The organism is Desulfosarcina cetonica JCM 12296 (assembly GCF_001311845.1).
In the GTDB taxonomy this organism is placed as follows: Bacteria; Desulfobacterota; Desulfobacteria; order Desulfobacterales; family Desulfosarcinaceae; genus Desulfosarcina; species Desulfosarcina cetonica.
Map to the genome: position 1 here is coordinate 1 of NZ_BBCC01000013.1, position 19621 is coordinate 19621.

At 57.8% G+C, this 19621-nt stretch carries 20 protein-coding genes and 3 pseudogenes; 5 read left to right on the forward strand and 18 right to left on the reverse strand.

The annotated features are described in order from the left end of the window. Positions 1 to 439: 439 nt before the first annotated feature. A pseudogene (locus JCM12296_RS04700) lies at positions 440 to 1959 on the forward strand (DUF5714 domain-containing protein). 9 nt (positions 1960 to 1968) lie between these two features. Here the strand turns inward: JCM12296_RS04700 and mltA are convergent. The 4 genes and pseudogenes from mltA to mobA all read right to left on the reverse strand — a co-directional run bounded on the left by mltA (position 1969) and on the right by mobA (position 4687). Then, positions 1969 to 3147 carry a murein transglycosylase A gene (mltA, locus tag JCM12296_RS04710; protein ID WP_172683767.1) on the reverse strand — a complete coding sequence of 393 codons (1179 nt, stop codon included), beginning with the start codon at positions 3145 to 3147 and terminating at the stop codon, positions 1969 to 1971. 47 nt (positions 3148 to 3194) lie between these two features. Further along, entirely contained in the window at positions 3195 to 3683 is a 489-nt protein-coding gene (moaC, locus tag JCM12296_RS04715) for a cyclic pyranopterin monophosphate synthase MoaC (RefSeq protein WP_054690522.1), read from the reverse strand. 27 nt (positions 3684 to 3710) lie between these two features. Then, positions 3711 to 4070 carry a molybdenum cofactor biosynthesis protein MoaE gene (locus JCM12296_RS04720; RefSeq protein WP_054690525.1) on the reverse strand — a complete coding sequence of 120 codons (360 nt, stop codon included), beginning with the start codon at positions 4068 to 4070 and terminating at the stop codon, positions 3711 to 3713. A gap of 12 nt (positions 4071 to 4082) precedes the next feature. Further along, positions 4083 to 4687: pseudogene (mobA, locus tag JCM12296_RS35895) on the reverse strand (molybdenum cofactor guanylyltransferase). A 195-nt stretch (positions 4688 to 4882) separates the two neighbouring features. Here mobA and JCM12296_RS04735 point away from each other — a divergent pair. Together JCM12296_RS04735 and JCM12296_RS04740 are read left to right on the forward strand one after the other, a co-directional pair. Beyond that, on the forward strand, positions 4883 to 5383 hold the full coding sequence (locus JCM12296_RS04735) for a MogA/MoaB family molybdenum cofactor biosynthesis protein (protein ID WP_054690534.1): 501 nt from the start codon (positions 4883 to 4885) through the stop codon (positions 5381 to 5383). Positions 5384 to 5401: 18 nt separating this feature from the next. Then, positions 5402 to 5770, forward strand: coding sequence for a nucleotide pyrophosphohydrolase (locus JCM12296_RS04740; protein WP_054690539.1), 369 nt, complete (start codon positions 5402 to 5404; stop codon positions 5768 to 5770). Positions 5771 to 5923: 153 nt separating this feature from the next. Here JCM12296_RS04740 and JCM12296_RS04745 read toward each other — a convergent pair whose 3' ends face one another. Next, the gene (locus JCM12296_RS04745) at positions 5924 to 7450 is read right to left on the reverse strand and encodes an AAA family ATPase (RefSeq protein ID WP_054690542.1); all 1527 of its coding nucleotides are present in this window, start codon (positions 7448 to 7450) and stop codon (positions 5924 to 5926) included. A 13-nt stretch (positions 7451 to 7463) separates the two neighbouring features. Beyond that, a complete protein-coding gene (locus JCM12296_RS04750; RefSeq protein ID WP_054690546.1) occupies positions 7464 to 8468 on the reverse strand; it encodes a TAXI family TRAP transporter solute-binding subunit in 1005 nt (334 codons plus the stop codon). A 166-nt stretch (positions 8469 to 8634) separates the two neighbouring features. Here JCM12296_RS04750 and JCM12296_RS04755 point away from each other — a divergent pair, with 166 nt between their 5' ends. Both JCM12296_RS04755 and pruA read left to right on the forward strand, forming a co-directional pair. Next, positions 8635 to 8949: a hypothetical protein gene (locus JCM12296_RS04755; RefSeq protein ID WP_157067383.1), complete on the forward strand. Its 315-nt coding sequence runs from the start codon at positions 8635 to 8637 to the stop codon at positions 8947 to 8949. 94 nt (positions 8950 to 9043) lie between these two features. Continuing rightward, positions 9044 to 10687 carry an L-glutamate gamma-semialdehyde dehydrogenase gene (gene pruA, locus JCM12296_RS04760; RefSeq protein WP_083455834.1) on the forward strand — a complete coding sequence of 548 codons (1644 nt, stop codon included), beginning with the start codon at positions 9044 to 9046 and terminating at the stop codon, positions 10685 to 10687. A 56-nt stretch (positions 10688 to 10743) separates the two neighbouring features. On the opposite strand, the pseudogene JCM12296_RS50165 reads toward pruA, so the two are convergent. The 12 genes and pseudogenes from JCM12296_RS50165 to yihA form a co-directional block, all read right to left on the reverse strand. Continuing rightward, positions 10744 to 12384, reverse strand: a pseudogene (locus JCM12296_RS50165) (bifunctional anthranilate synthase component I family protein/aminotransferase class IV). Beyond that, the gene (locus JCM12296_RS35910) at positions 12297 to 12980 is read right to left on the reverse strand and encodes a hypothetical protein (RefSeq protein WP_083455836.1); all 684 of its coding nucleotides are present in this window, start codon (positions 12978 to 12980) and stop codon (positions 12297 to 12299) included. The pseudogene JCM12296_RS50165 and the gene JCM12296_RS35910 overlap by 88 nt, the downstream one beginning before the upstream one ends. Beyond that, positions 12980 to 13657: an anthranilate synthase component II gene (locus JCM12296_RS04770; protein ID WP_083455837.1), complete on the reverse strand. Its 678-nt coding sequence runs from the start codon at positions 13655 to 13657 to the stop codon at positions 12980 to 12982. Before JCM12296_RS04770 ends, JCM12296_RS35910 begins: the two co-directional genes overlap by 1 nt. A gap of 235 nt (positions 13658 to 13892) precedes the next feature. After that, positions 13893 to 14198, reverse strand: coding sequence for a sensor histidine kinase (locus JCM12296_RS43500; RefSeq protein WP_246803989.1), 306 nt, complete (start codon positions 14196 to 14198; stop codon positions 13893 to 13895). Further along, positions 14120 to 15307 carry a response regulator gene (locus JCM12296_RS04775; protein WP_246803990.1) on the reverse strand — a complete coding sequence of 396 codons (1188 nt, stop codon included), beginning with the start codon at positions 15305 to 15307 and terminating at the stop codon, positions 14120 to 14122. The genes JCM12296_RS43500 and JCM12296_RS04775 overlap by 79 nt, the downstream gene beginning before the upstream one ends. Further along, entirely contained in the window at positions 15291 to 16010 is a 720-nt protein-coding gene (locus JCM12296_RS43505) for a sensor histidine kinase (protein WP_246803991.1), read from the reverse strand. The genes JCM12296_RS04775 and JCM12296_RS43505 overlap by 17 nt, the downstream gene beginning before the upstream one ends. Further along, positions 16007 to 16477, reverse strand: a complete 471-nt coding sequence (locus JCM12296_RS43510) for a PAS domain-containing protein (RefSeq protein WP_246803992.1) — start codon at positions 16475 to 16477, stop codon at positions 16007 to 16009. The genes JCM12296_RS43505 and JCM12296_RS43510 overlap by 4 nt, the downstream gene beginning before the upstream one ends. Further along, complete coding sequence (locus JCM12296_RS43515; protein ID WP_246803993.1) at positions 16474 to 16794, reverse strand: hypothetical protein; 321 nt, start codon at positions 16792 to 16794, stop codon at positions 16474 to 16476. Before JCM12296_RS43515 ends, JCM12296_RS43510 begins: the two co-directional genes overlap by 4 nt. Further along, positions 16772 to 17263 carry an HNH endonuclease gene (locus tag JCM12296_RS48890; protein ID WP_083455838.1) on the reverse strand — a complete coding sequence of 164 codons (492 nt, stop codon included), beginning with the start codon at positions 17261 to 17263 and terminating at the stop codon, positions 16772 to 16774. The genes JCM12296_RS43515 and JCM12296_RS48890 overlap by 23 nt, the downstream gene beginning before the upstream one ends. Next, the gene (locus JCM12296_RS04790; RefSeq protein WP_172683768.1) at positions 17260 to 18033 is read right to left on the reverse strand and encodes an ATP-grasp domain-containing protein; all 774 of its coding nucleotides are present in this window, start codon (positions 18031 to 18033) and stop codon (positions 17260 to 17262) included. Before JCM12296_RS04790 ends, JCM12296_RS48890 begins: the two co-directional genes overlap by 4 nt. Before the next feature lie 83 nt (positions 18034 to 18116). Beyond that, positions 18117 to 19019: a GTPase Era gene (gene era / locus JCM12296_RS04795; RefSeq protein WP_054690557.1), complete on the reverse strand. Its 903-nt coding sequence runs from the start codon at positions 19017 to 19019 to the stop codon at positions 18117 to 18119. Then, the gene (gene yihA / locus JCM12296_RS04800; protein WP_054690559.1) at positions 19009 to 19611 is read right to left on the reverse strand and encodes a ribosome biogenesis GTP-binding protein YihA/YsxC; all 603 of its coding nucleotides are present in this window, start codon (positions 19609 to 19611) and stop codon (positions 19009 to 19011) included. The genes era and yihA overlap by 11 nt, the downstream gene beginning before the upstream one ends. Between the last annotated feature and the right edge of the window lie 10 nt (positions 19612 to 19621).

The following is a 19621-nucleotide window of genomic DNA, read 5'->3' on the forward strand; positions in this document are numbered from 1 at the left end:
TGTCGTGGCCACCGATCCTGACGAAGCCGGCGATCCGCTGCGGTTCCTCACCGGCGGCAGCGACATGGACCACAGCTTTTACGCCGCCGGTCGTTTCGCCGGCGCCGACCCCTACCGGCCGCTCTATCGCCGGCTGGCATTCTGGCTAATGGTTGAGGCCGCCGGCGGCAGCAGCTTCGACAATCGCCTGCCCCAAATCCGGATGAAGATGGGCGACCGGCTGTTTTCCTGCGACAACGGCGGTCATGGGGTCAGCCTGACCCACAGCAACTGTGTACTCTCCGTGGCCAAGGCGCGGGAAGTGGTGGGCGCGTTTTACGCCCAGGCGGCCGTCACCCCCAACAGCGATATCCTCAACCCGGTCTGCTATGCCGAAGATGCGATCACCCACATTCCCGCATCGGCCCGGGTGCGCTCCTACGGGTGCGGCAGTCCGGTGATGGACGCCGATCTGAAGCCCGACGAGACGCTGGTGGACCTGGGTTCGGGCGCCGGGGTGGAGTGTTTCATTGCCGCGAAAAAGGTGGGGCCGGGTGGGGCGGTTTACGGCATTGACATGACCGATGACATGCTGGCGTTGGCCAACGGGGCGGTGGAAGCGGTGGCCCGGAACCTCGGATGGGCCAACGTGCGTTTTAAAAAAGGCTATCTGGAGGCGCTTCCCCTGGCCGACGGCACGGCCGACGCGGTGATTTCCAACTGCGTGGTCAACCTCTCCGAAGACAAACAGCGCACATTTTCAGAAATATTCCGCATCCTCAAGCCCGGCGGCCGCCTGGTCATCTCGGATGTCGTCACGGACAGCCTGCCGCCGGCGGCGATCCTCAATGACGCCAAACTGCGGGGTGAGTGCATTTCCGGCGCCATGCTGCAAAGCCGGCTGATATCCCTGCTCGAATCCATTGGATTCGAACGCATCCAGATCCTCAAACGGTTTTTCTACCGGGAAGTGCAAGGTCACCGTTTTTACTCCCTGACCTTCACCGCCTATCGTCCTGGCGGCGAGACCCTGCGGCGCGTGATCTACCCCGGCCCTTTCGCCGCGGTGCTCACCGACAGCGGGCGAGTGATCCTGCGCGGCGAGGCGACCGAGATTCCCTGGCACGAGGCCGGTGACGAGAACGGCCCTTTCTTTTTTCTCGATGAAAGCGGGTCGGTCATCGGCCCCCAGGGCGAGAACACCTGTGCCTGCTATACGCCACCCGAAGCGGCATCGTCGACCCCGGAAAAGGAGAACCCGGCCCCGTCGGCCTTTCGACACTTGGCCGGCTGTATGCTTTGCGGCAGCCCGCTGGAATATCTCAACCATGACCGGATCATGCCCTGCGTTTTCTGTGGCGAGACCCTGCCGGCCAACGCGGTCTGCGCCAACGGTCATTTTGTCTGCGACGCCTGTCATGGCCAGGATGCCGACGCCGTGGTGCGGCATATCTGTCTGACCTCGCGGGAAACCGACATGATCACCCTGGCCAACACCATCCGCCGGCATCCGGCCGTGCCCCTGCATGGTCCCGAACATCACTTCGCCATGGCCGGGCTCATCGTCGCAGCCTACCGCAACGCGGGTGGCGATGTCACCGATGCGGACATCACCACGGCCATCGATCGGGCCAAAGGCGTCCCCGGCGGTAGCTGCGGGTTCTGGGGCGGCTGCGGCGCGCGCTGGGTGCCGGCATCGCCTTTGGGGTGATCCTGAAAAGTTCGCCGATGACGCCCGTGCCGCGCAAAATTGTCCAGTCGCTGACCGGCGAGCTTATTTCCAGCATCAGCGGCATCGAAGCGGCCCGCTGCTGCCAGCGGGAGATCTGGACCGTGCTCAAACGGGTCGCCGACCTGTCCCGACGCATCCTGCCGATTCCGTTGACGGCCGAAGGCGATACCCGCTGTCGCCAAATGTATTTGAACAAGGAGTGTCCTGGCAACGCCTGCCCGTGGTGGCGTGACGTGAAACCATTATGATACGGTAAGTTAGGGGGCGTCAGGATCCATGATCAGCAGGTAAAAGGCTCCGCGTTCCTGCATATGACCGGCGGCGATCTGGGCGTAGGGACCGCTTCCCCAGAAAATATCCACCCGCCCGGGTCCACGGATGGCCCCGCCGGTATCCTGATTCAGGGCAAAGGCGGAAAACTCCATCCACCGGTCGATACGGCCGTTACCGTCGATCACCGGGATGCGGGCCTCGAGATACGCCGGCGCGGCCATGGGAAAGACCTTCCGGTCCACGGCCACGGAGCGCCCTGGTGTCAAGTCCACCCCAAGGGCACCAAGCGGTCCGCTTGTTTCCGTCTTGAAGAAAACATAGCTGGGATTGTAATTGAGGACCCTGTCCACCGCTTCGGGGTGTTCGGTCAGGTAGGTTTTCAGTCGCTGCATGGACATCTCGGCTGCGGGGATCTTTCCCTGATCGATTAGCAGCCGGCCGATGCTTCGGTAGGGACGGCCATTGGTGCCGTGGTAGTGCACGCGAATAAAGTCGCCATTGTTCAGATAGATCCTGCCGGAGCCTTGAATTTGCAGGAAAAAAAGATCGATGCGATCATCCACCCAGGCGATCGGCCGGGCTTTGCGGGAAAAATGCCTGTCCGCCGCGATGGCTTTCCGGTCAGGGTAGGGCACCACCGTATGTCCCTGCAACCGACCGACGATGCGTTTGCCTTTGAGGCTATCCCCAAAGGGGGCGAGGTCGATGGTGATCAGATCGCTGGGCATGGCATACACCGGATAGCGATAGCGCTGATCCGGCGTCAGGCTGCCGGCAAGATCCGGCTCGTAATATCCGGTAAACAGGACTTGCCCGTTTTTTCCGCCGACAGAGCGGTAAACCCGATAGTGCGCGGCGATAAACTGGTTCAACGCCTGGGGGCCTGGCCGGGTGGCGGCAAAATCGCGCAACCGCGCCAGCGACCGAATGAGATGATCGACACGGTAGGTATCGGCTCCGAAACGGAAAACGCGATCGCCGGGCAACCGGTTCAGGTACGCGAGGCTTTTTCCGATGCCATAGGTGAGGTTGTCCAGGAACAGGTCATCCGCAAAAACCGGGTAATCCTTCACCGCCAGGCGTTCAAGCGCCTTTTGCGGTGCCGGCGAGGATGGGCCTGACGCCGATGGCAAGGCGCAAGCTGCGACCCCTAGGGCCAACACCACGACCTCAAGGAACCGACCCCATAACGATGATCCGATCCTGAATCTCATGGCACGGACGATGGCCGGACGAACGTACCGCTTTTGCCGCCGCTCTTTTTGAGCAGGCAGATGTCGGTAATGGTCATGGCCTTGTCGATGGCCTTGCACATGTCATAAAGGGTCAGCGCAGCCACGGAGACGGCGGTCAGGGCTTCCATCTCGACCCCGGTCTGGTCAAAGATCCGGGCGGTGCCTTCGATCCGGATGGTATGGGCCGCCGCATCGGAGAAAAAATCAACCTGCACATGGGTCAGGTTGAGGGGATGGCACATGGGGATCAAATCAGCGGTTTTCTTGGCGCCCATCACGCCGGCGATGCGGGCGGTCTCGATCACGTTGCCTTTTGACATGGTACCGTCGGCAATACGCTGAAAGGTCTCCGCCGACATATGCACCACCGCCTGGGCCAGCGCCGTACGCTGGGTCGGTTTTTTTTCGGTCACATCCACCATGCGCACACGACCCTGATCATCGATATGGGTCAAATCAGACATCCACGGTTCCCTTCAGCGGCTTTGGGTTCAGACGAAAAATTCGGTTTTGGTGGTCACCGAGGTCTTGATGGCGTTCAGGGTCCGGGTCAAGGCGTCGATGACATGATCACGAATGTCTCCGGCCACCACCAGGAACATCACATCGTCCCCGATTTGAAGGTCCTTGTCGGCGACGATGTCCACCTGGATATCCACGATTCCCGGCAGGCGGCGATTCTCGTCCAACACCTGGGCCAAGCGCGGGTTGTCCACAGCCACGCGCAGACCGGAGACCTTTCGCCCATCCCGCGAGGTTCCCCGCACCACGCCGTTGTGGCAGAGAATCATTCCCACCTGGGCGTAATCCGGATGCATCTTTATCTTGTTGATCAATTCGTTTGCATTCATCGTTGGTACTCCTTAGCAGTTGGCCTGGTAAAGCGCCTCGGCCTTGACCAGGTCGTCAGGGGTATTCATGTTGAAAAAAGAGACCAATTCGGGGTCGACGGTGCGTAAATCGCCCTCGGCAACCGCTTTCACCCGCACCTTGCGGAACAGCCCCTTGATTTTTAACAGATCCCGTTCCAGCTGCCACACCATCGCCGGCAGGCAGGTTTTTCGATATACGGCAAACATCGGCTCATAGCCGGAATCGGTTGAAGGAACGATCAAATCGGCCTTGCCATCAATTTGGTCCAGCACCAATGCGATCATTTCCGGTTTCACAAAAGGGGCGTCACAAGCGGCAAAGAAGGCATACTCATGCCGCGCGGCGAACAGGCCGGCGTATACACCGTTGAGCGAACTGCGTTGGGTGTAATGATCGGTGACGATCAGGCGTCGACATCCATGTAGGCAGCGGGATCGTTGGTCACCAAGATGATCTGGTCGAACAATTTGGCATAGACATTCATGAGGCGATCAATATTCCGCTGTCCGCCGATGCGGATGAAGGCCTTATTTCGTCCGCCAAAGCGTTTGCTTAATCCGCCGGCCAGAATCACACCGGTGCATGGCCATGGCATGCTTCACTCCTCGAACACATGGGTTAACGCCCCTTTAGATTTAAGACATCTCAGCATAAAGAAAAGCCCCCGTAAAAGCAAGGAGATTGGGCTTGCCTTGCCGCTGTGCATGGGTTAGAAAGCTGGAAACGTGGCGTGGCGACGCCGCGCCAAAACAAATACAGTCTTAACCTAATTTTATTGAGGCCAACACACATGGGTGTCCACGAACATCGAAAATCGGCACCGTCATCGGTCACGGTCGGGGTTCTCTCGGTTTCCTCCACCCGTTCGCTGGCGGATGATGAAAGCGGCCTTTGGATTGCCCGCCAAGCAGAAAAAGAGGGTCACGTCGTTCGCTTCCATGAGGTGGTCAGCGACGATATCTCCGCAATCCGGGAGGCCGCCTTGAAGGCCATCCGTGAAAAAGCGCTGCAAGCCCTGCTGATCACCGGCGGCACGGGCATCACCCCCAAAGATGTCACCATCGAGGCCATCAAACCCCTGTTTACCAAGGAGATGACCGCCTTCGGAGCCATTTTTGCCCAGCTCAGCTTTGATGAAATCGATGCCGCCGCGATTCTCTCCCGGGCAGCGGCGGGCATCATCGGCGGCACCGTGGTTTTTTGCATGCCGGGCAGCAAGAAAGCCTGCCAACTGGCCTGCAAGGCCCTGATCTTCCCGGACCTCGGTCATGTGGTCGCCCACGTGAGCTGACCCGAACCGCCGCTGCCGATGACAAAGAATTCCCGCCATACGGACAGGACCGGTGAGGAAAATCCGACCCTCCGGCAGCTTCAGGAACTCGTGGACCGCTGGATTCGCACTTATGGGGTGCGTTATTTCTCGGAGTTGACCAACCTGGCCGTATTGATGGAGGAGGTCGGTGAGCTGGCCCGGCTCATGGCCAGGACCTACGGCGACCAGAGCTTCAAAACGGACCGGGAACACACCGGACTGGCCGACGAACTGGCCGATGTGCTCTTCGTGCTCGTCTGTATCGCCAATCAGACCGGCGTGGATCTGGCCGATGCGCTATCCAGAAATCTGCAGAAAAAAACATCCCGGGACAGCCAGCGCCACTTGAATAATCCCAAGCTATAGTATTTAAGATAATGTTTTTGGTAAGGCCAGAGGGAGGAAGCTGTATAAACCATACCGCGACGACCGATAACGCAGCCCAAAAACATTATCTTGAATGCTATAAACAACGGCTGATCCTCCCGCGTCCCGGATTTACCGGTCAAGCCATGCACATTAGGGGGCGCGATCATCCTTTGCGGCGCCTGCCGACTGTGCGGCTTTCTTCTTTTCCAACAACCAAACAACGATATCGGCCGGGTCGGGCTCGGGAATCGTTTCCGGCACAATCTGCGGCTTTATGTCATGGCGCTTTTGGGATGCCGAGGAAGTCGGATATAGGGGCATCTCATGCGCCGCCGTTGCGGGTGGAACCGAGGCGGCCGTCCGGGAGGGCGCCGGGAGCGGTATGGCACTGGATGACGGTGTCGGTTGACTCCGGGTCGCTTCCGGAGCGGTCGTCATCGCGTCGGTCGATTCCTTTACGGGCGCGGCTTCGGACACCGGGATGTTCCCTTCCAGCGAATCGGTGGTTGTCTCTTGAGGGGACGGGGGCGCCTCAGGTGCCGCCAGGGTCGCGGTAACCTTGACATGGCGCTGCTGGCCCAACGGGGTCTCCTCGGGAAGCGGTGTCATGGAAGAAAGCACGGCGGGAGCGTTCGGGTTGGCAGGCGATTTCGATGTCTGCTGCCGCGGGTTGGAATCGGCGGCCTCTTCCCCACCAAAGTGAAGGGGGATGAACAGGGCGGCAGTGACAACAACCATCAATCCGGTCATCGTGACCACGGCCCATTTAAGCACGCTGTTGGTGGCCGCCGCGCCCCTGGCCGATGCCGGGATGGGTGCCGCAGGCGATCGCTTGACACGGGGTACCGGAGAACGCACCGCCGGTTGCCGTTCTTCGGGAAACGAAATTCGCTCCAGACATCGCTCGACAATCGACTTACCGATGGTTCGTTTGCCGGCTTCATACCCGTAGAGCATCGCCAGGTCGCAGATAATGTTGATCTGGCGCGGTGCCCCATCGGAAAACCCGTAAATCGCCGCCATGGCGCCGGAGGAGAAAACATTGTGCTCGGCCCCGGCCATTTTCAGGCGGTGGGCAATGTAGGCCATGGTTTCCGGCAAGTTCAGGGGCTCGAGGCGGTAGGTGATGGTAATCCGTTTCCTCAGGGCGCGATTCTCAGGATGCAGCAGGAGGGTGTTGACTTCGTTCTGGCCCACAAAAAAGATGTTGAGCAGCTTTGCCTCCGCCTTTTCGATATTGGAGAGCAGCCGGATCTCTTCCAGCAGATCATGCTTCAGCCGTTGGGTTTCATCGATGATCAAAAGAACGGTTCGGTTGTCTTCGTGGGCCTGGTAGAGGTATTGGCTGAAATGCGCTAGAAAGTCACTCTTGTTTTTAATCTCGCCGGTAACCCCAAAATGATTACAGATCAATCGATAGAAATCCAATCGGCTCAAACTGGGATCCGAAATCATGGCGGTCAGCACGCACGCGTCCAGGGATTCCAAGAGCGCATGGATCAGGGTGGTTTTACCGGTTCCCACGTCACCGGTGAGCAGCAGGAAGCCCTTGTTGTCCATCACGCCATATTTCAGCGTGGCCAACGCTTCACGATGCTTTTCACCGAGCCACAAAAAGGCCGGATCGGTGGTGATCTGAAACGGCTTGCGTTTCAGCTGGTAGAACGTTTCGTACATAACCCCGCACCTCTCACGGCTGAAGCGCCTCTTTAATGGCATTCAACACGGGGTTGAGTGACGGCTTGGGTTTGGGGGGCGTCGGAGGGGAAGCCTTGGCCAACTGCTGCCGAACACAGTCGTACTGCTCCCACCCCTTCAACCGATAGTCAAGATCAACGGCTTGCCATTTGGGATGGCCACTGTTTTTCAGCCCATCAAAATTTTCGTATATCAAACGGCCGATTCGGCCAACCACGCCACAGTGATAATTCCGGAAATCATAGGAGACCAACACCGCCTTGACAGCTGCGGTGTTGACGGCATCGTTTTGCCAGGAATAAGTCCCGGCCGGAATTTGTACCTGTGGATAGAATTCGACAATACTTTTGTTGGTAATCGGAATCAGGTGTAGCCCGTCCGCGGCGGTAACCCCCTCGGCGAACAGTTTCACCGGATAGCCGGCCACGTAAAACATGGCATCGATGGAACCGGACTTGACGCCTTCGAGGGCTTCGTCCAGGCCGATGGTCAGCATCTGGCCAGGATGGATGTCGGAAACCTGGAACAGCAGACGGGCGGTGAGGTAAGTTCCACTGCCTTCGGTACCAATGGCCACCCGCTTGCCGTCAAGCGCCTCAAAGTCGGCAAGCGTCTTTTGACCCAAAAGATGAATTTCCTCGTTGTACAGAGGGAAAACCATCTTGATCTTTTTGGCAATCCGCTTGAGCGTGGCATCACTTTGAACCTTGGAAACAAAGGCCAGGACATCGGACTGGACGATGCCCAACTGGGTGCGCGGCCGTTTGAAGACGGCGTATATATTCTCAACCGAACCATTTGAGTTATAGACGTTGATTTTCATACCGTGCGCCTCGAGCAATGCAGCGATGTTCAGCCCGAACTGATAATAGGTTCCCTTCTCGCCGCCGGTAATGATGCCCAGGTCCGCCCCTTTATCCTGGTCGGCCGCAAGGATAGGGATCCAACAGAAACTGAGCATCAGAAAACAAATCAGACCGGCAAATCGTTTTTGCATGATCTTTTCCTCCCTTAACGGCATGCGTCGGATGAATGGTGGACGCTTTCCCTTGTCAAGCCACCTCTAAACGCGAACCTGCTTGAAAGGCGACGTCCCCCACCATTCGCTGGATATGATGAAGATATCGTTGTCGCGAAGATAGAACTGTCGTTAACCGGTGCTAATGTTGATAATAGAAACGATCCGGCGCTCAGAGAAAAGAGAAAAACAAGTTCGCTTGAAAGAAACGCTTGGAAAAAAAAGGTTCAACACCATCGTGGGGCCTGAACGTCGATCTTTTTCAGTGTTCGTTCAATTTAACAGTTTGGCGCATAAAAGGCAACGAACCAACCGCAACGATAGGGCAAAAAGCAGGCAGGTTGGCCTGAATTACCGGAAGAAATCCGAATACCACCGGAAAGAAACGCATCCTCCATTGGTGTTGCGTGGCATCTGCCTTGCCGATGACTATATTTTGATGATTCGGCGCGATTCCTAATCGCGTCGCACTCCATGATGAGCCCGTCCAGGCATCCGTTCAGCATCTTAAAGGTGCGGTCGCCGTGAACCCTTTACCCGTAAAGGAGGCAAAAATGAATCTACTGAACAACAGCATCATCCGCGTACCCGAACCGGTCAACGAACCCCAGTTCGACTATGCGGTCAATACAAACGCCCGTGACCAGCTGAAGGCCGCCCTGGCCGAACTGGCCGGGAAAACGGTGGAAATTCCACTGATCATCGGCGGCCGGGCGGTCAAGACCGGCACCTGCGGAAAAGTGGTCATGCCCCACCGGCATGCCCACAAACTGGCCGATTACCACATGGCCGGCGATAAAGAGGTTCAACTGGCTATCGAGGCGGCCATGGACGCCAAAACCCGCTGGCAGTCCTTGCGTTGGGAAGAACGGGCGGCCATTTTTCTTAAGGCGGCCGATCTGATTGCCGGCAAATATCGCTTTCAGATCAACGCCGCGTCCATGCTCTCTACCAGCAAGAACGCCTATCAGGCCGAAATCGACGCCGCCTGCGAGTTGATCGACTTTCTGCGTTTCAACGTCTATTACGCGCAAACCATCTATGCCGAGCAACCCTTGCGCTCTTCCCGGGGAACCTGGAATTTTACCCAGTACCGCCCTTTGGAGGGCTTTGTCCTGGCCTTGACGCCGTTCAACTTTACCGCCATCGCCGGCAACCTGGCCACATCACCGGCCATCATGGGCAACACGGTGATTCTGAAACCGGCTTCCACGTCCGTTTACACCCCCTGGCTGCTGATGCAGATCCTCAAGGAGGCCGGTTTGCCCGATGGCGTGATCAATTTTGTTCCCGGGCCCGGAAGCCGGGTGGGCGATGCCTGCCTGGCATCAAGGCATCTGGGCGGGGTCCATTTTACCGGTTCGACAGCGGTCTTCCAGCACATCTGGAAAACCATCGGCAACAACATTGCCACCTATCGTTCCTACCCGCGGATTGTCGGAGAGACCGGTGGCAAGGATTTCATTTTCGCCCATGCCTCCGCCGATGTGGACAAGCTCGTCACGGCCTGTATTCGCGGCGCATTTGAATTTCAGGGGCAAAAATGTTCGGCCGCCTCAAGGGCCTACATTCCCGCCTCCCTCTGGCCGATAGTTCGCGCCCGCTTGGAGGCGGAGATGGCTCGCATCAAAATGGGACCGGTGACCGATTTCAGCAACTTCGTCAACGCCGTCATCGACAAAACTGCCTTCAACACCATCCGCACCTATATCACCGACGCACAAGCGGCAAACGACGCCGAGGTCATCATCGGCGGCCGGTGCGACGACAGCCAGGGCTATTTTATCGAGCCCACCGTCATCCTGACGACCAACCCGCAATTCAAGACCATGCAGGAAGAGATCTTCGGACCGGTGCTCAGCGTGTATGTCTACCCCGACGAAGCCTATGGAGAAACGTTGAAAACCTGTGACCGCACATCCATCTATGCCTTGACCGGCGCGATTTTCGCCAATGATCGGCTGGCCATCAGTCAGGCCCTGGCCACCCTTGAAAACGCCGCCGGCAATTTCTACATCAACGACAAACCCACCGGTGCCGTGGTTGGCCAACAACCTTTTGGCGGTGCACGGGCATCGGGAACCAACGACAAGGCCGGTGCGGCCAGCAACCTGATGCGCTGGGTCTCGACCCGCGCCATCAAGGAAACCTTCGATGCACCCCAGCGCTTCGACTATCCGTTCATGCAGGCCGAATAGACAATCCACGCACCCTCTCCAATGGACCGCTTAGCGGCTGTTTGACCGAACAAAAATCACCACCGGTCCAGTGGTTCAAACACATGGCGGGCCACCGTGAGTGGCCGTCCATCCAGGGAGAGCGCCGGAACCGCGCCCATGAGGGCGTTGGTTAAAAGGACGCCGTCGGCTGCAAACAGCGCTTTGGGCTGGACCGGTTGGTCGACAATCACGAAACCTGCATCAGCCAGCCGCCGACAAACCGTCGCCTGCATCACTCCGGTCAGGACGTGGGGAGAACGGGGCCGCACCAGCGTGTTTCCCCTCACCACCAAGAGATTGGCTGTGTTGGTTTCCGAAACCGTACCGTCTGGATTGAGGATCAAAGCTTCGTCGCCCCCCTTGGCCTGGGCCCGTCGGCCGGCTGATAGTAAAAGAGGTAGTTCAGGGTTTTGTGGTCGGCCAGGGGGCTCGCGCGCGGTTCGGTTTCGGTGATCAGGTTCAACCCCTCCTGACCCAACGCCCGCAACCGGTGAACATAGGGCCGGGCCGTCACCACGAGCGCGCCGGCAGCGCGGTGGACACCGGCCGCCCCCCGCGTGGCCAGCAGTTTGACCGCCGCCGTTGTCGATTCCAAGCCGTTTTTCACGATCACCTGGGAGATGATCGCTTCCCAGGTCAGGTCCGGTAGCGGTCCGTCGAACAGGGCCGCCCAGGTACGCGCGAAGCGTTCCAGGTGCGCCGTCAAATGGGAGATATTTCCCTTTTCGACGCGAAGAGTTTCGAAAAAACCGAAGCCATACTGCAGTCCCAAATCGGAAATCGGCACCATCGCCTCGTCCTGGGGAACCAATCGCCCGTTATGCCACGCCCAGGGCATGCCCGCCGGCTCAAGGCTCGGGCGATCCCCTCCCTGAAAAACCCGCATCAAGGTTTCCCCCTTGTGCAGGGTTTCCGCATATTCATCGGCCGGGTCGGAATCCATGACGATACCCCCGCCCACGGAAAAATAAATCCGTCCGTCGACCACGGTTGCGGTACGGATGGCGATGGACAGATCCATGGTGTCATGGAAGCTGATATAGCCGATGGAGCCGGTATAAACGTGCCGCTGCCGGGGCTCGAGTTCATCGATGATTTCCATGCAGCGAATTTTGGGGCAGCCGGTGATGGAGCCGCCGGGAAAGGTGGCCCGGATCAGATCCACGACATGGCGGCCCTCGGCCAGGCGGCCCTCTACCACGGAAACCAGATGGTGGACGTTCTGGTAGGCTTCCAGACGTTTGTGCTGGGTAACGACCACCGATCCGCCGCAACACACCCGGCCGATGTCGTTGCGCATCAGGTCCACGATCATGGAAAGCTCGGCATCGTCCTTGGGACTGCCGGCAAGTTCGGCTCGCATCTGCGATCGGTTTCGGGTGTCTTTCCCCTGGGACGGGTACCTTGATGGGACGGGTTTCCACGTGCTCGCCGCACTGCCGGAGAAAGCGTTCCGGCGATGTGGAAACAATCTGGTGGTCGCCGGCATTGACATAGGCAAAAAAAGGTGCCGGATTCATCTGGAAAAGCGTCGTAAAAAGAGCGTAGGGATCCCCGGAAAACCCCATCTCGAAACGCTGGGAAAGATTTACCTGGTAGACATCGCCGGCAGCGATGTAATCGCGGATCCGTTGGACGGCGCTCTCGTAGGCTTCACGCGAAAAGGTGGACTGCATCGTTGTGGCAGCCCCTGAAAAAACACCCGGCTCGGGGAAGGACGCTTCAATGCCGCTATAAAATCCGCCATCGCCGCTTTTGCTGCAGCGTCGCCGACATCCCGGCGCACCGGCGCGTACAGGTGGGTACGGTCTTCTTTTTGATCGTGAACGACAATCAACGTGGGCGCAAAAAAGAGCAGGTGGGGCAGGGCGAGGTCGTCCAGGGCGGTACGGGGGAGCCGCTCCAGGCAGTCTTTCAACTCGTAGGCCAGGTACCCGAAAAGGCCGGCGCAAACCGGCGACACGGCATCCTCCACAGGAAGGCGGCAGCGCTGTAAAACGGTTTCCAGCACGGTTAAAGGATCCTGGGGAATCTCCTGCCCGGCACCATCGATCACCACCGTCGTCGATTGCCGTCGGCCGTTGATGGTGAGCCACGGATGGATCGCCAAAAGGTGATAGCGCGCACAATCCAGATCTCCACCCGAGAGCAGCACGACGGTGCCCGGCGCGTGGGCAAAACGGGCCGCCATGGCTTCGAAGGGTTCTTCAAGCGTGATCGCCATGGACCGGATGCCATCGATAGGGGGCAGTAAGGTATCCAACCTGTCCATCAGCAGCCCCCCGGCATTTCAAACGTCGCGCCGCTTTCAAGTAGCTGGTAGGCACAGGGGTTTGGCCTCGGTCCATTGGCCGGCAAGCAACCCTGCAGCGGACCCAGGCGCAAAAAATTCTCGACCAGCGTAAAACCATGCTCGGTAAGAAAGCTTTCCGGATGGAACTGCACCCCGTGCAGGGGGTAGCGTTGGTGCGAAAGCCCCATGACGGTTCCATCAAGGGTGCGGCCGGTCACCACGAGGTCATCGGCCAGGGCCTGGGCCGTCGGCCAAACGGCCAGGGAATGGTAACGGGCCACACGGAAAGGGGAGGGGATACCGCCAAACAATCCCGCCTGCTGATGGAATACCCGACTGGTCTTGCCGTGCATGGGCGCCGCTGCGCGCCTGGTTTGGCCCTCGAAAACCTCATTGATGCACTGCATGCCCAGGCATACCCCGAAAATCGGGATCGATCGATAAAACCGTGCGATCAGTGCCTTGGAAATACCGGCGTGGGCCGGATCCTTGGGCCCGGGGCTGACCAGCAGGTAGTCCGGCCGAAGGGCGGCCACCGCCTCCAGGGTAATTTGGTCGCTGCGCACGACGTCGATGCCCAGGTCGTAATGCATGAACATCTGCACCAGATTGTAGGTAAACGAGTCATAGTTGTCGATCACCAGAAGTGTGGCCAATTCATCTCCTCCTTAAAAAACAGAACGGCCACCCAGATCGAGTCTGGGTGGCCGAGGCCTGTTGCATAACTCAAGAATGTCCGTGACCGCGCAAGAACACGGCCGCCGGTATCGGTTTTGCGTTAATCAGTAACCGATCGAAGCGAATCGGTCAAGATAATTGCTTACCCCACCGGCAGCAGCACGGTGAACGTACTCCCCTTTTCCGGTGTACTTTCGGCGCTGATACGTCCCTTTAACGATTCCACCAGCCTTTGACAATGGGTAGGCCAAGCCCGGTACCGGTGATGAAACGGGTCTTGTCGGTTTTGACGCGGAAAAACCGATCGAAAATCTTATCCAGGTAGCGCTCCTCGATGCCAAAACCGTTGTCGATCACCTGAATCCGCAGATTGATCCCGGCCATATCGATACGCACCACGATCTTTCCGCCATTTTGGGTGTAGTTGATCGCGTTGGTGATCAGGTTTCCGAAAACACTCTCAAGGGCCAGGGGGTCGGCCTTGATGGTCGGCAGGGGCGCTTGCGGATGCTCCAGCACCAGCTCCTGATTTTTGGTACGTGCCCGCGTGCCCAAAAATCGACGATGTTGTCGAGCAATTCCTCCAATTGAATCGGCTTGAGCTCCTGACAGATATTTCCCGACTCGATGCGCGAAAGATCGAGCAGATCGCCGATGGTGGAAATCAGGCCCTGGGTCTTTTCCTTGGCCCGGGATAGCAGATGCTCGTCCGACGCACTGAGCTGGCCCATGAGATCGTTGAGCACCAGCGCCAGCTGTTCATGAATGGTTGAAAGCGGGCTTCGCAGCTCATGGGAAACCTTGGCCACAAACTCGGATTTGAGGCGGTCGAGGACCTTCATGTTGGTAATATCGACAATGGTGACGACCGCCCCGAGGCATTCCTTGCGTTCGCCGAGCACGGGACGTCCCCGGGCCATGAAGAACCGTTCCCCACCCAGGGAAAATTCATAGGCGGGAATATCATCAAAATCCACGTGTCGGCCGCTGGAGATATCCACGATCAGTTTGCACAAGCCCTCTTCTTTGATGTAGGCCGAAACAGGCTCACCGCTGGCACAGTCGGGGGGTAGATCCATCAACCGTCCAAAGGCCGGGTTCATCAGCACCACCTTGCCGTCGGCATTGGTAACGACGATACCGTTGGGCAAGGAATCGATGATCGTATGAATACGGGTTCTTTCGGTACCCAGATCGGCGAGGGTCCGCCGCCGTTCGTTTTCCAGCTTCTCTGCGGCCCTTTTCAACGAAAGCTTGTCCATGGCCCGATTCACCACGATCCGTAATTGATCGGGCTCGAAAGGCTTGGGAATAAAGTCGTAAGCGCCGCGTTTCATCGCCTCGATGGCGGTTTCGATGGTGGCAAATCCGGTGATGATAATCACCAGAATATCCCGATCCATGGCTTGGATGCGCTTTAAGACCTCCATGCCGTCGATACCGGGCATCTTCAGGTCCAAAAGCACGACGGATGCATCGGCGCGCCCCAGAATATCCAGTCCGGCCTCCCCGCTTTCGGCGGTCAGGGTGTTGTATCCCATGCGCTCGATGATCCGTTTTGATCCGTCCCGGATGCCTTTCTCATCATCAATCACCAGGACGGTCACAGGATCAGGCGTGCTCTGCATGTTCGGCTCCTTTTTCGGTTTCTTGGGTGATGGGGAGTTCGATGGTGAACGTACTGCCACGGCCGAGAACGCTACGTGCCTTTATGGTGCCGCCATGATTTTCGACAATGCCGTAGACCACGCTGAGGCCCAGACCGGTTCCCTGGCCCTCCTGCTTGGTGGTGAAGAACGGCTCGAAAATGTGGGAAAGATTGTCTGATGAAATTCCCGGACCGGTATCGGCGATTTCGATGATCACCCGGTCCTTGGCGGCCGATTCGCGGGTGGTGATGGTAATCGACCCCTGACCGTCCATGGCCTGGGCGGCATTGATGATGATATTCATGAAGACATGGCCCATCTGCTGGGCATCCGCCATCACCAGGGGAATGAACGGGGCCATCTTTTTCTTCACCTGGATGTTGTGGAAAAGGGTTTGATTTTCAATGAGAAAAAGGGTTCGCTCGATGGCCTTGTTGATACTCAGCGGCCGCATGAACTGGCGCGTCTGTCGGGAAAATTCGAGCAGTTCCTTGACGGTATCGCGGCAGCGCTGGGCATCGTTGAGGATGCGGTATAAATCCTCCCGGGCGTTGTCTTCTAAATCGTAATCTTCCAGCATCAGCTTGGTGTAAAGCGTGATTCCGCCGAGCGGATTGTTCAATTGGTGCGCCACGCCGGCGGAAAGCTTTCCCAGGGATGCCATCTTTTCAGACTGAATCAACTGGAGCTGGGTTTTTCCAGCTTTTGCTGAATATGAATTCTTTCTCGCAAATCATGGAAAAAACCGATCGAACCGACTTCCTGACCCTTCTCGTTATAGATAATGGAAGCATAAAGACTGATGGGAAACTTATCCCCCTTTCGGTCGACCGCATGGGTGTGGTATTTTTTAACCTTGCCTTTGCCGCCATACGCCTCCGTGCGGAGATAGCGCATGATCCGTTTGGCTTCCTCGGGACCGCCTTCGTAGACCTCGCGGATATTCAGTTGGTCGAGGGCTTCTTCAACCGAGTATCCGGTCATTTCTGCCGCCGCATCGTTGAAAATGATCAGCTTTCCCGTCCGGTCGGCGGCCACCACGGCGTCGCAGGCGCTCTGAAGCAATTTGTGCAAAAAATTATTGGCCCGACGGAGTTCGGTTTCCAGCCCCTCAAGGGCCGGAAGCTCGAAATTGAAAATGGTGATCACATCCTCTCCCCCCCAGGATCGGGAACGGGATAGGCGTAAAGACAGGCACGATTGGAATTGCTCAGTAAACTGGAGGTGCGTTCCCGCAGGGAGGCCGAATTCGATGCCATCACCGTTTTTGCCGGGCAATAGTCGCAGGGTTCGGCACGGTTGTAAAAAACCTGATGACAGCATTGTCCGCTCAGCGTGGCGCCATCTTCCACGGCGTCACTGCCGGCATAGGCAAGAATACGGAAATCTCTGGACACGACAACGATTTTGCGATTGAACGCATCCAGCGCCTGAAGCAGAAGTTTATTCTCGTTTTCCGTGCGCATCCGAAAAACCTCCATGGGGACGTTGAGGTTCCGTGCATGCTTGGGGGTATGTCGTGTGATTAAAAGATAGATTTGCTGTCATGTCAACAGCTATACGGCAGGAAGAAGTCAAATCGGCCTGAAAAACGGCCGGTGTTCCAGAGGATCTTTTCGGCGGAATCGGTTCAGCGTCAAGCGGGGTGCCAACCGAGCGTAGATACGCCTCCCATTCCATGGGCAACATCTGTTTCTTCTTGTTATTACAGGACTTGCAGGCAGGCACGACATTGCCTTTGGTGGTTTTTCCGCCCCTGGCCACCGGAACGATGTGATCCATGGTCAGTTCCGCCGGTGGCGTCGCTTGCCCGCAATAGTGGCAGCGTCCCTTGGCGCAGCGGCGTTTCCACCACTGGGATTGTCTGAGTTCCCGCGCCTTTTGGCGCTCGCGTTTGAGATCCTGTTCATCCAGGTCATAGGCAAAGGGCTTCATGCCGTCTCCTCGGTTGATTGCTTGCCCACGGCCAGTCCCCGCTGCGCCAGCCAGGCATCGATGGCGCTTTGTAACCGCGCGTAGAATGTGGCGGATCCCCCCACACCGGTTCGACCGAAAAAGTAGTTGATTTCAAGAAACAGGGCATTAACCCCGCCCGGACCGGCTTCGAACAACAGATCAAACCCGGCCAGATTGATTGCCGCCCGCCGACAGAAATCACGGGTCAGGTTGATGCCCTGCTCCCGCAACAGGGGATCGGCATGGTGATCGATGCGCGCGCCATGGGCCACACTGGTACCGAAAAGCGCGGCCTGGTCCTGAATCCGCCAATAGGCGGTCAAATCGTCTCCGATCACCACGACCCGTAAACTCCGATTGAAGGTGGGAACAAAGGCCTGCAGGATAAACCCGCGCTGACCGGAACGCTCATAGGCTGCGGCTGTGGCAAGGGCCCGTTCGAGGTCGGCATGGGAACGAATCAGCGCAACCGTTTCCCCCTCGCCGCCCCAGTCCAGTTTAAAAACCAGTGGAAAGGCAGGCAGCGGTTCGTTTCCCGAACAGTGATGATAGTGGGACAGATCATCAAAAACCCACGTTTGCGGATGGGGAACGGCCATTTCCCGAAAAAGCCTTGCCTGCCCGGTTTTTCCCGGGTAGCGAAATCGCATCGCATAATCCGGAAACACATGCCGGCAGTGCGCCCGGCTTAATCGGTAGAGCGATTCCCGGCACCCCTGGGGCAGGATCACCGCGTCGGCCGCACGCATGGCGGCAATATCCCCGGCGTCCGGCTCCCTTCCGGCGCAAATGATATTGGCATCCGCCTCATAACAAGGGTGAAAAGAGAGAATCATTCGTATCCGAACTTACGCAGGGCCTTGGTATCTTTGGTCCAGTTCTTCTGAACGCGCACAAAAAGCTTCAGAAAAACCTTGCTTTCCAGGAGCTGTTCGATCTCCTGCCGGGCCGCCTCGCCGATCTGCTTGAGCTTGGCACCGCCTTTCCCGATAACGATGCCCTTCTGGGAGTCGCGTTCCACATGAATCGTGGCATGGATGCGATTAAGCGATCCGTTCTTCTCTTCCTTGAAAAGATCGATGGTCACCGCCACCGCGTAAGGGATTTCCTGCCCGGTGAGTCGGATCACCTTTTCACGAATCAGTTCGGCAGCAATGAAACGCATGGGCAAATCGGTCAGACTCTCCGGTGGAAAAAACGGCGGACCTTCGGGAAGCGCCATCTCCATGGCGTCGAGCAGACGATCCACCTGTTCACCGCTTTTGGCGCTGACAGGTACCACGGCGGTAAAGGCAAAGCGCTGGGACCAACGCTCAATCCTAACCAGCAGTTCTGGCCGCTGAAGCTGGTCGATTTTATTGAGCGCCAACACCACCGGATGCTTCTGGGTCTCAAGCTTGCCCATCAAAAGGTCTTCCGATGCGTTGTCCGGGTTTTGCACATCCACCACCAGCAGGATCAGGTCGACCTCCGCAAGGGTAGACAGGGCCGCGTCCACGATGCGCGTATTAAGCGGGTTCTTGGCCCGGTGGATTCCAGGGGTGTCCAGAAAAACCACTTGGGATCCCTTTCGATGCACTACCCCGAGAATGCGGTTGCGCGTCGTCTGCGGCTTTTTAGACGTAATGGAGAGCTTCTGCCCCAGCATGCGGTTGAGAAGGGTGGATTTTCCCGCGTTAGGTGCGCCAAGAATGGCCACATAACCGCAGCGGAAAAGATCGGTATCACGGTTCACCGGGCACCTCGGCTTCGATGGCCTGGTCGATGGCGGCCCAGACCTGTGGCAATCCCTGTCGGGTTTTAGCGGAAAAAAGAATCAAGGTCGACGCATCCACGTTCAGGGCACCGGCAATGGCCTGACGCTGTTTTTGCTGGGCGGACTTGGATAATTTGTCCACCTTGGTCAACACCGGAATCGCGATTCTGCGGTACAGGGCCAACCAGTCCAGGAAGCGCAGTTCTTCAAGCCCTGGAATTCGCCGGATGTCCAGGATCAACACGACGGCCTTCAGCCGGTCGCGCGCTTTGAGGTAGGTCTCGATCATGGGTCCCCAATGGCGTTTCACCGATTCAGGCACCCGGGCATAACCGTAACCGGGCAAGTCCACCAGATGGAGCGTCTGATTGACACAGAAAAAATTGATCAGTTGGGTGCGGCCGGGGGTGGAGCTGGTCTTGACCAGTCTTTTTCGGTTAACCAGGGTATTAATCAGGGAAGATTTGCCCACGTTGGACCGGCCGGCAAACGCCACCTCGGTCAGGGCGCCCGCCGGATATTGTTCGGGTTTGACCGCGCTGGTGACGAATTCTGCCGTTTTTACATGCATGGGAATGGTC

Coding starts and splice junctions, on each gene's coding strand:
- JCM12296_RS04790 (WP_172683768.1), bottom strand. CDS start 18,033: ATGCGTGCGGCCGACGCGGTGATCCTGCCCCAGGGGTGCCGGGAATCG.
- JCM12296_RS04735 (WP_054690534.1), top strand. CDS start 4,883: ATGGGTGTCCACGAACATCGAAAATCGGCACCGTCATCGGTCACGGTC.
- JCM12296_RS04745 (WP_054690542.1), bottom strand. CDS start 7,450: ATGTACGAAACGTTCTACCAGCTGAAACGCAAGCCGTTTCAGATCACC.
- moaC (WP_054690522.1), bottom strand. CDS start 3,683: ATGTCTGATTTGACCCATATCGATGATCAGGGTCGTGTGCGCATGGTG.
- JCM12296_RS04720 (WP_054690525.1), bottom strand. CDS start 4,070: ATGAATGCAAACGAATTGATCAACAAGATAAAGATGCATCCGGATTAC.
- JCM12296_RS04750 (WP_054690546.1), bottom strand. CDS start 8,468: ATGCAAAAACGATTTGCCGGTCTGATTTGTTTTCTGATGCTCAGTTTC.
- JCM12296_RS43515 (WP_246803993.1), bottom strand. CDS start 16,794: ATGCGCACGGAAAACGAGAATAAACTTCTGCTTCAGGCGCTGGATGCG.
- JCM12296_RS48890 (WP_083455838.1), bottom strand. CDS start 17,263: ATGAAGCCCTTTGCCTATGACCTGGATGAACAGGATCTCAAACGCGAG.
- yihA (WP_054690559.1), bottom strand. CDS start 19,611: ATGCATGTAAAAACGGCAGAATTCGTCACCAGCGCGGTCAAACCCGAA.
- JCM12296_RS04740 (WP_054690539.1), top strand. CDS start 5,402: ATGACAAAGAATTCCCGCCATACGGACAGGACCGGTGAGGAAAATCCG.
- pruA (WP_083455834.1), top strand. CDS start 9,044: ATGAATCTACTGAACAACAGCATCATCCGCGTACCCGAACCGGTCAAC.
- JCM12296_RS04755 (WP_157067383.1), top strand. CDS start 8,635: ATGTTGATAATAGAAACGATCCGGCGCTCAGAGAAAAGAGAAAAACAA.
- JCM12296_RS35910 (WP_083455836.1), bottom strand. CDS start 12,980: ATGGACAGGTTGGATACCTTACTGCCCCCTATCGATGGCATCCGGTCC.
- JCM12296_RS04775 (WP_246803990.1), bottom strand. CDS start 15,307: ATGCAGAGCACGCCTGATCCTGTGACCGTCCTGGTGATTGATGATGAG.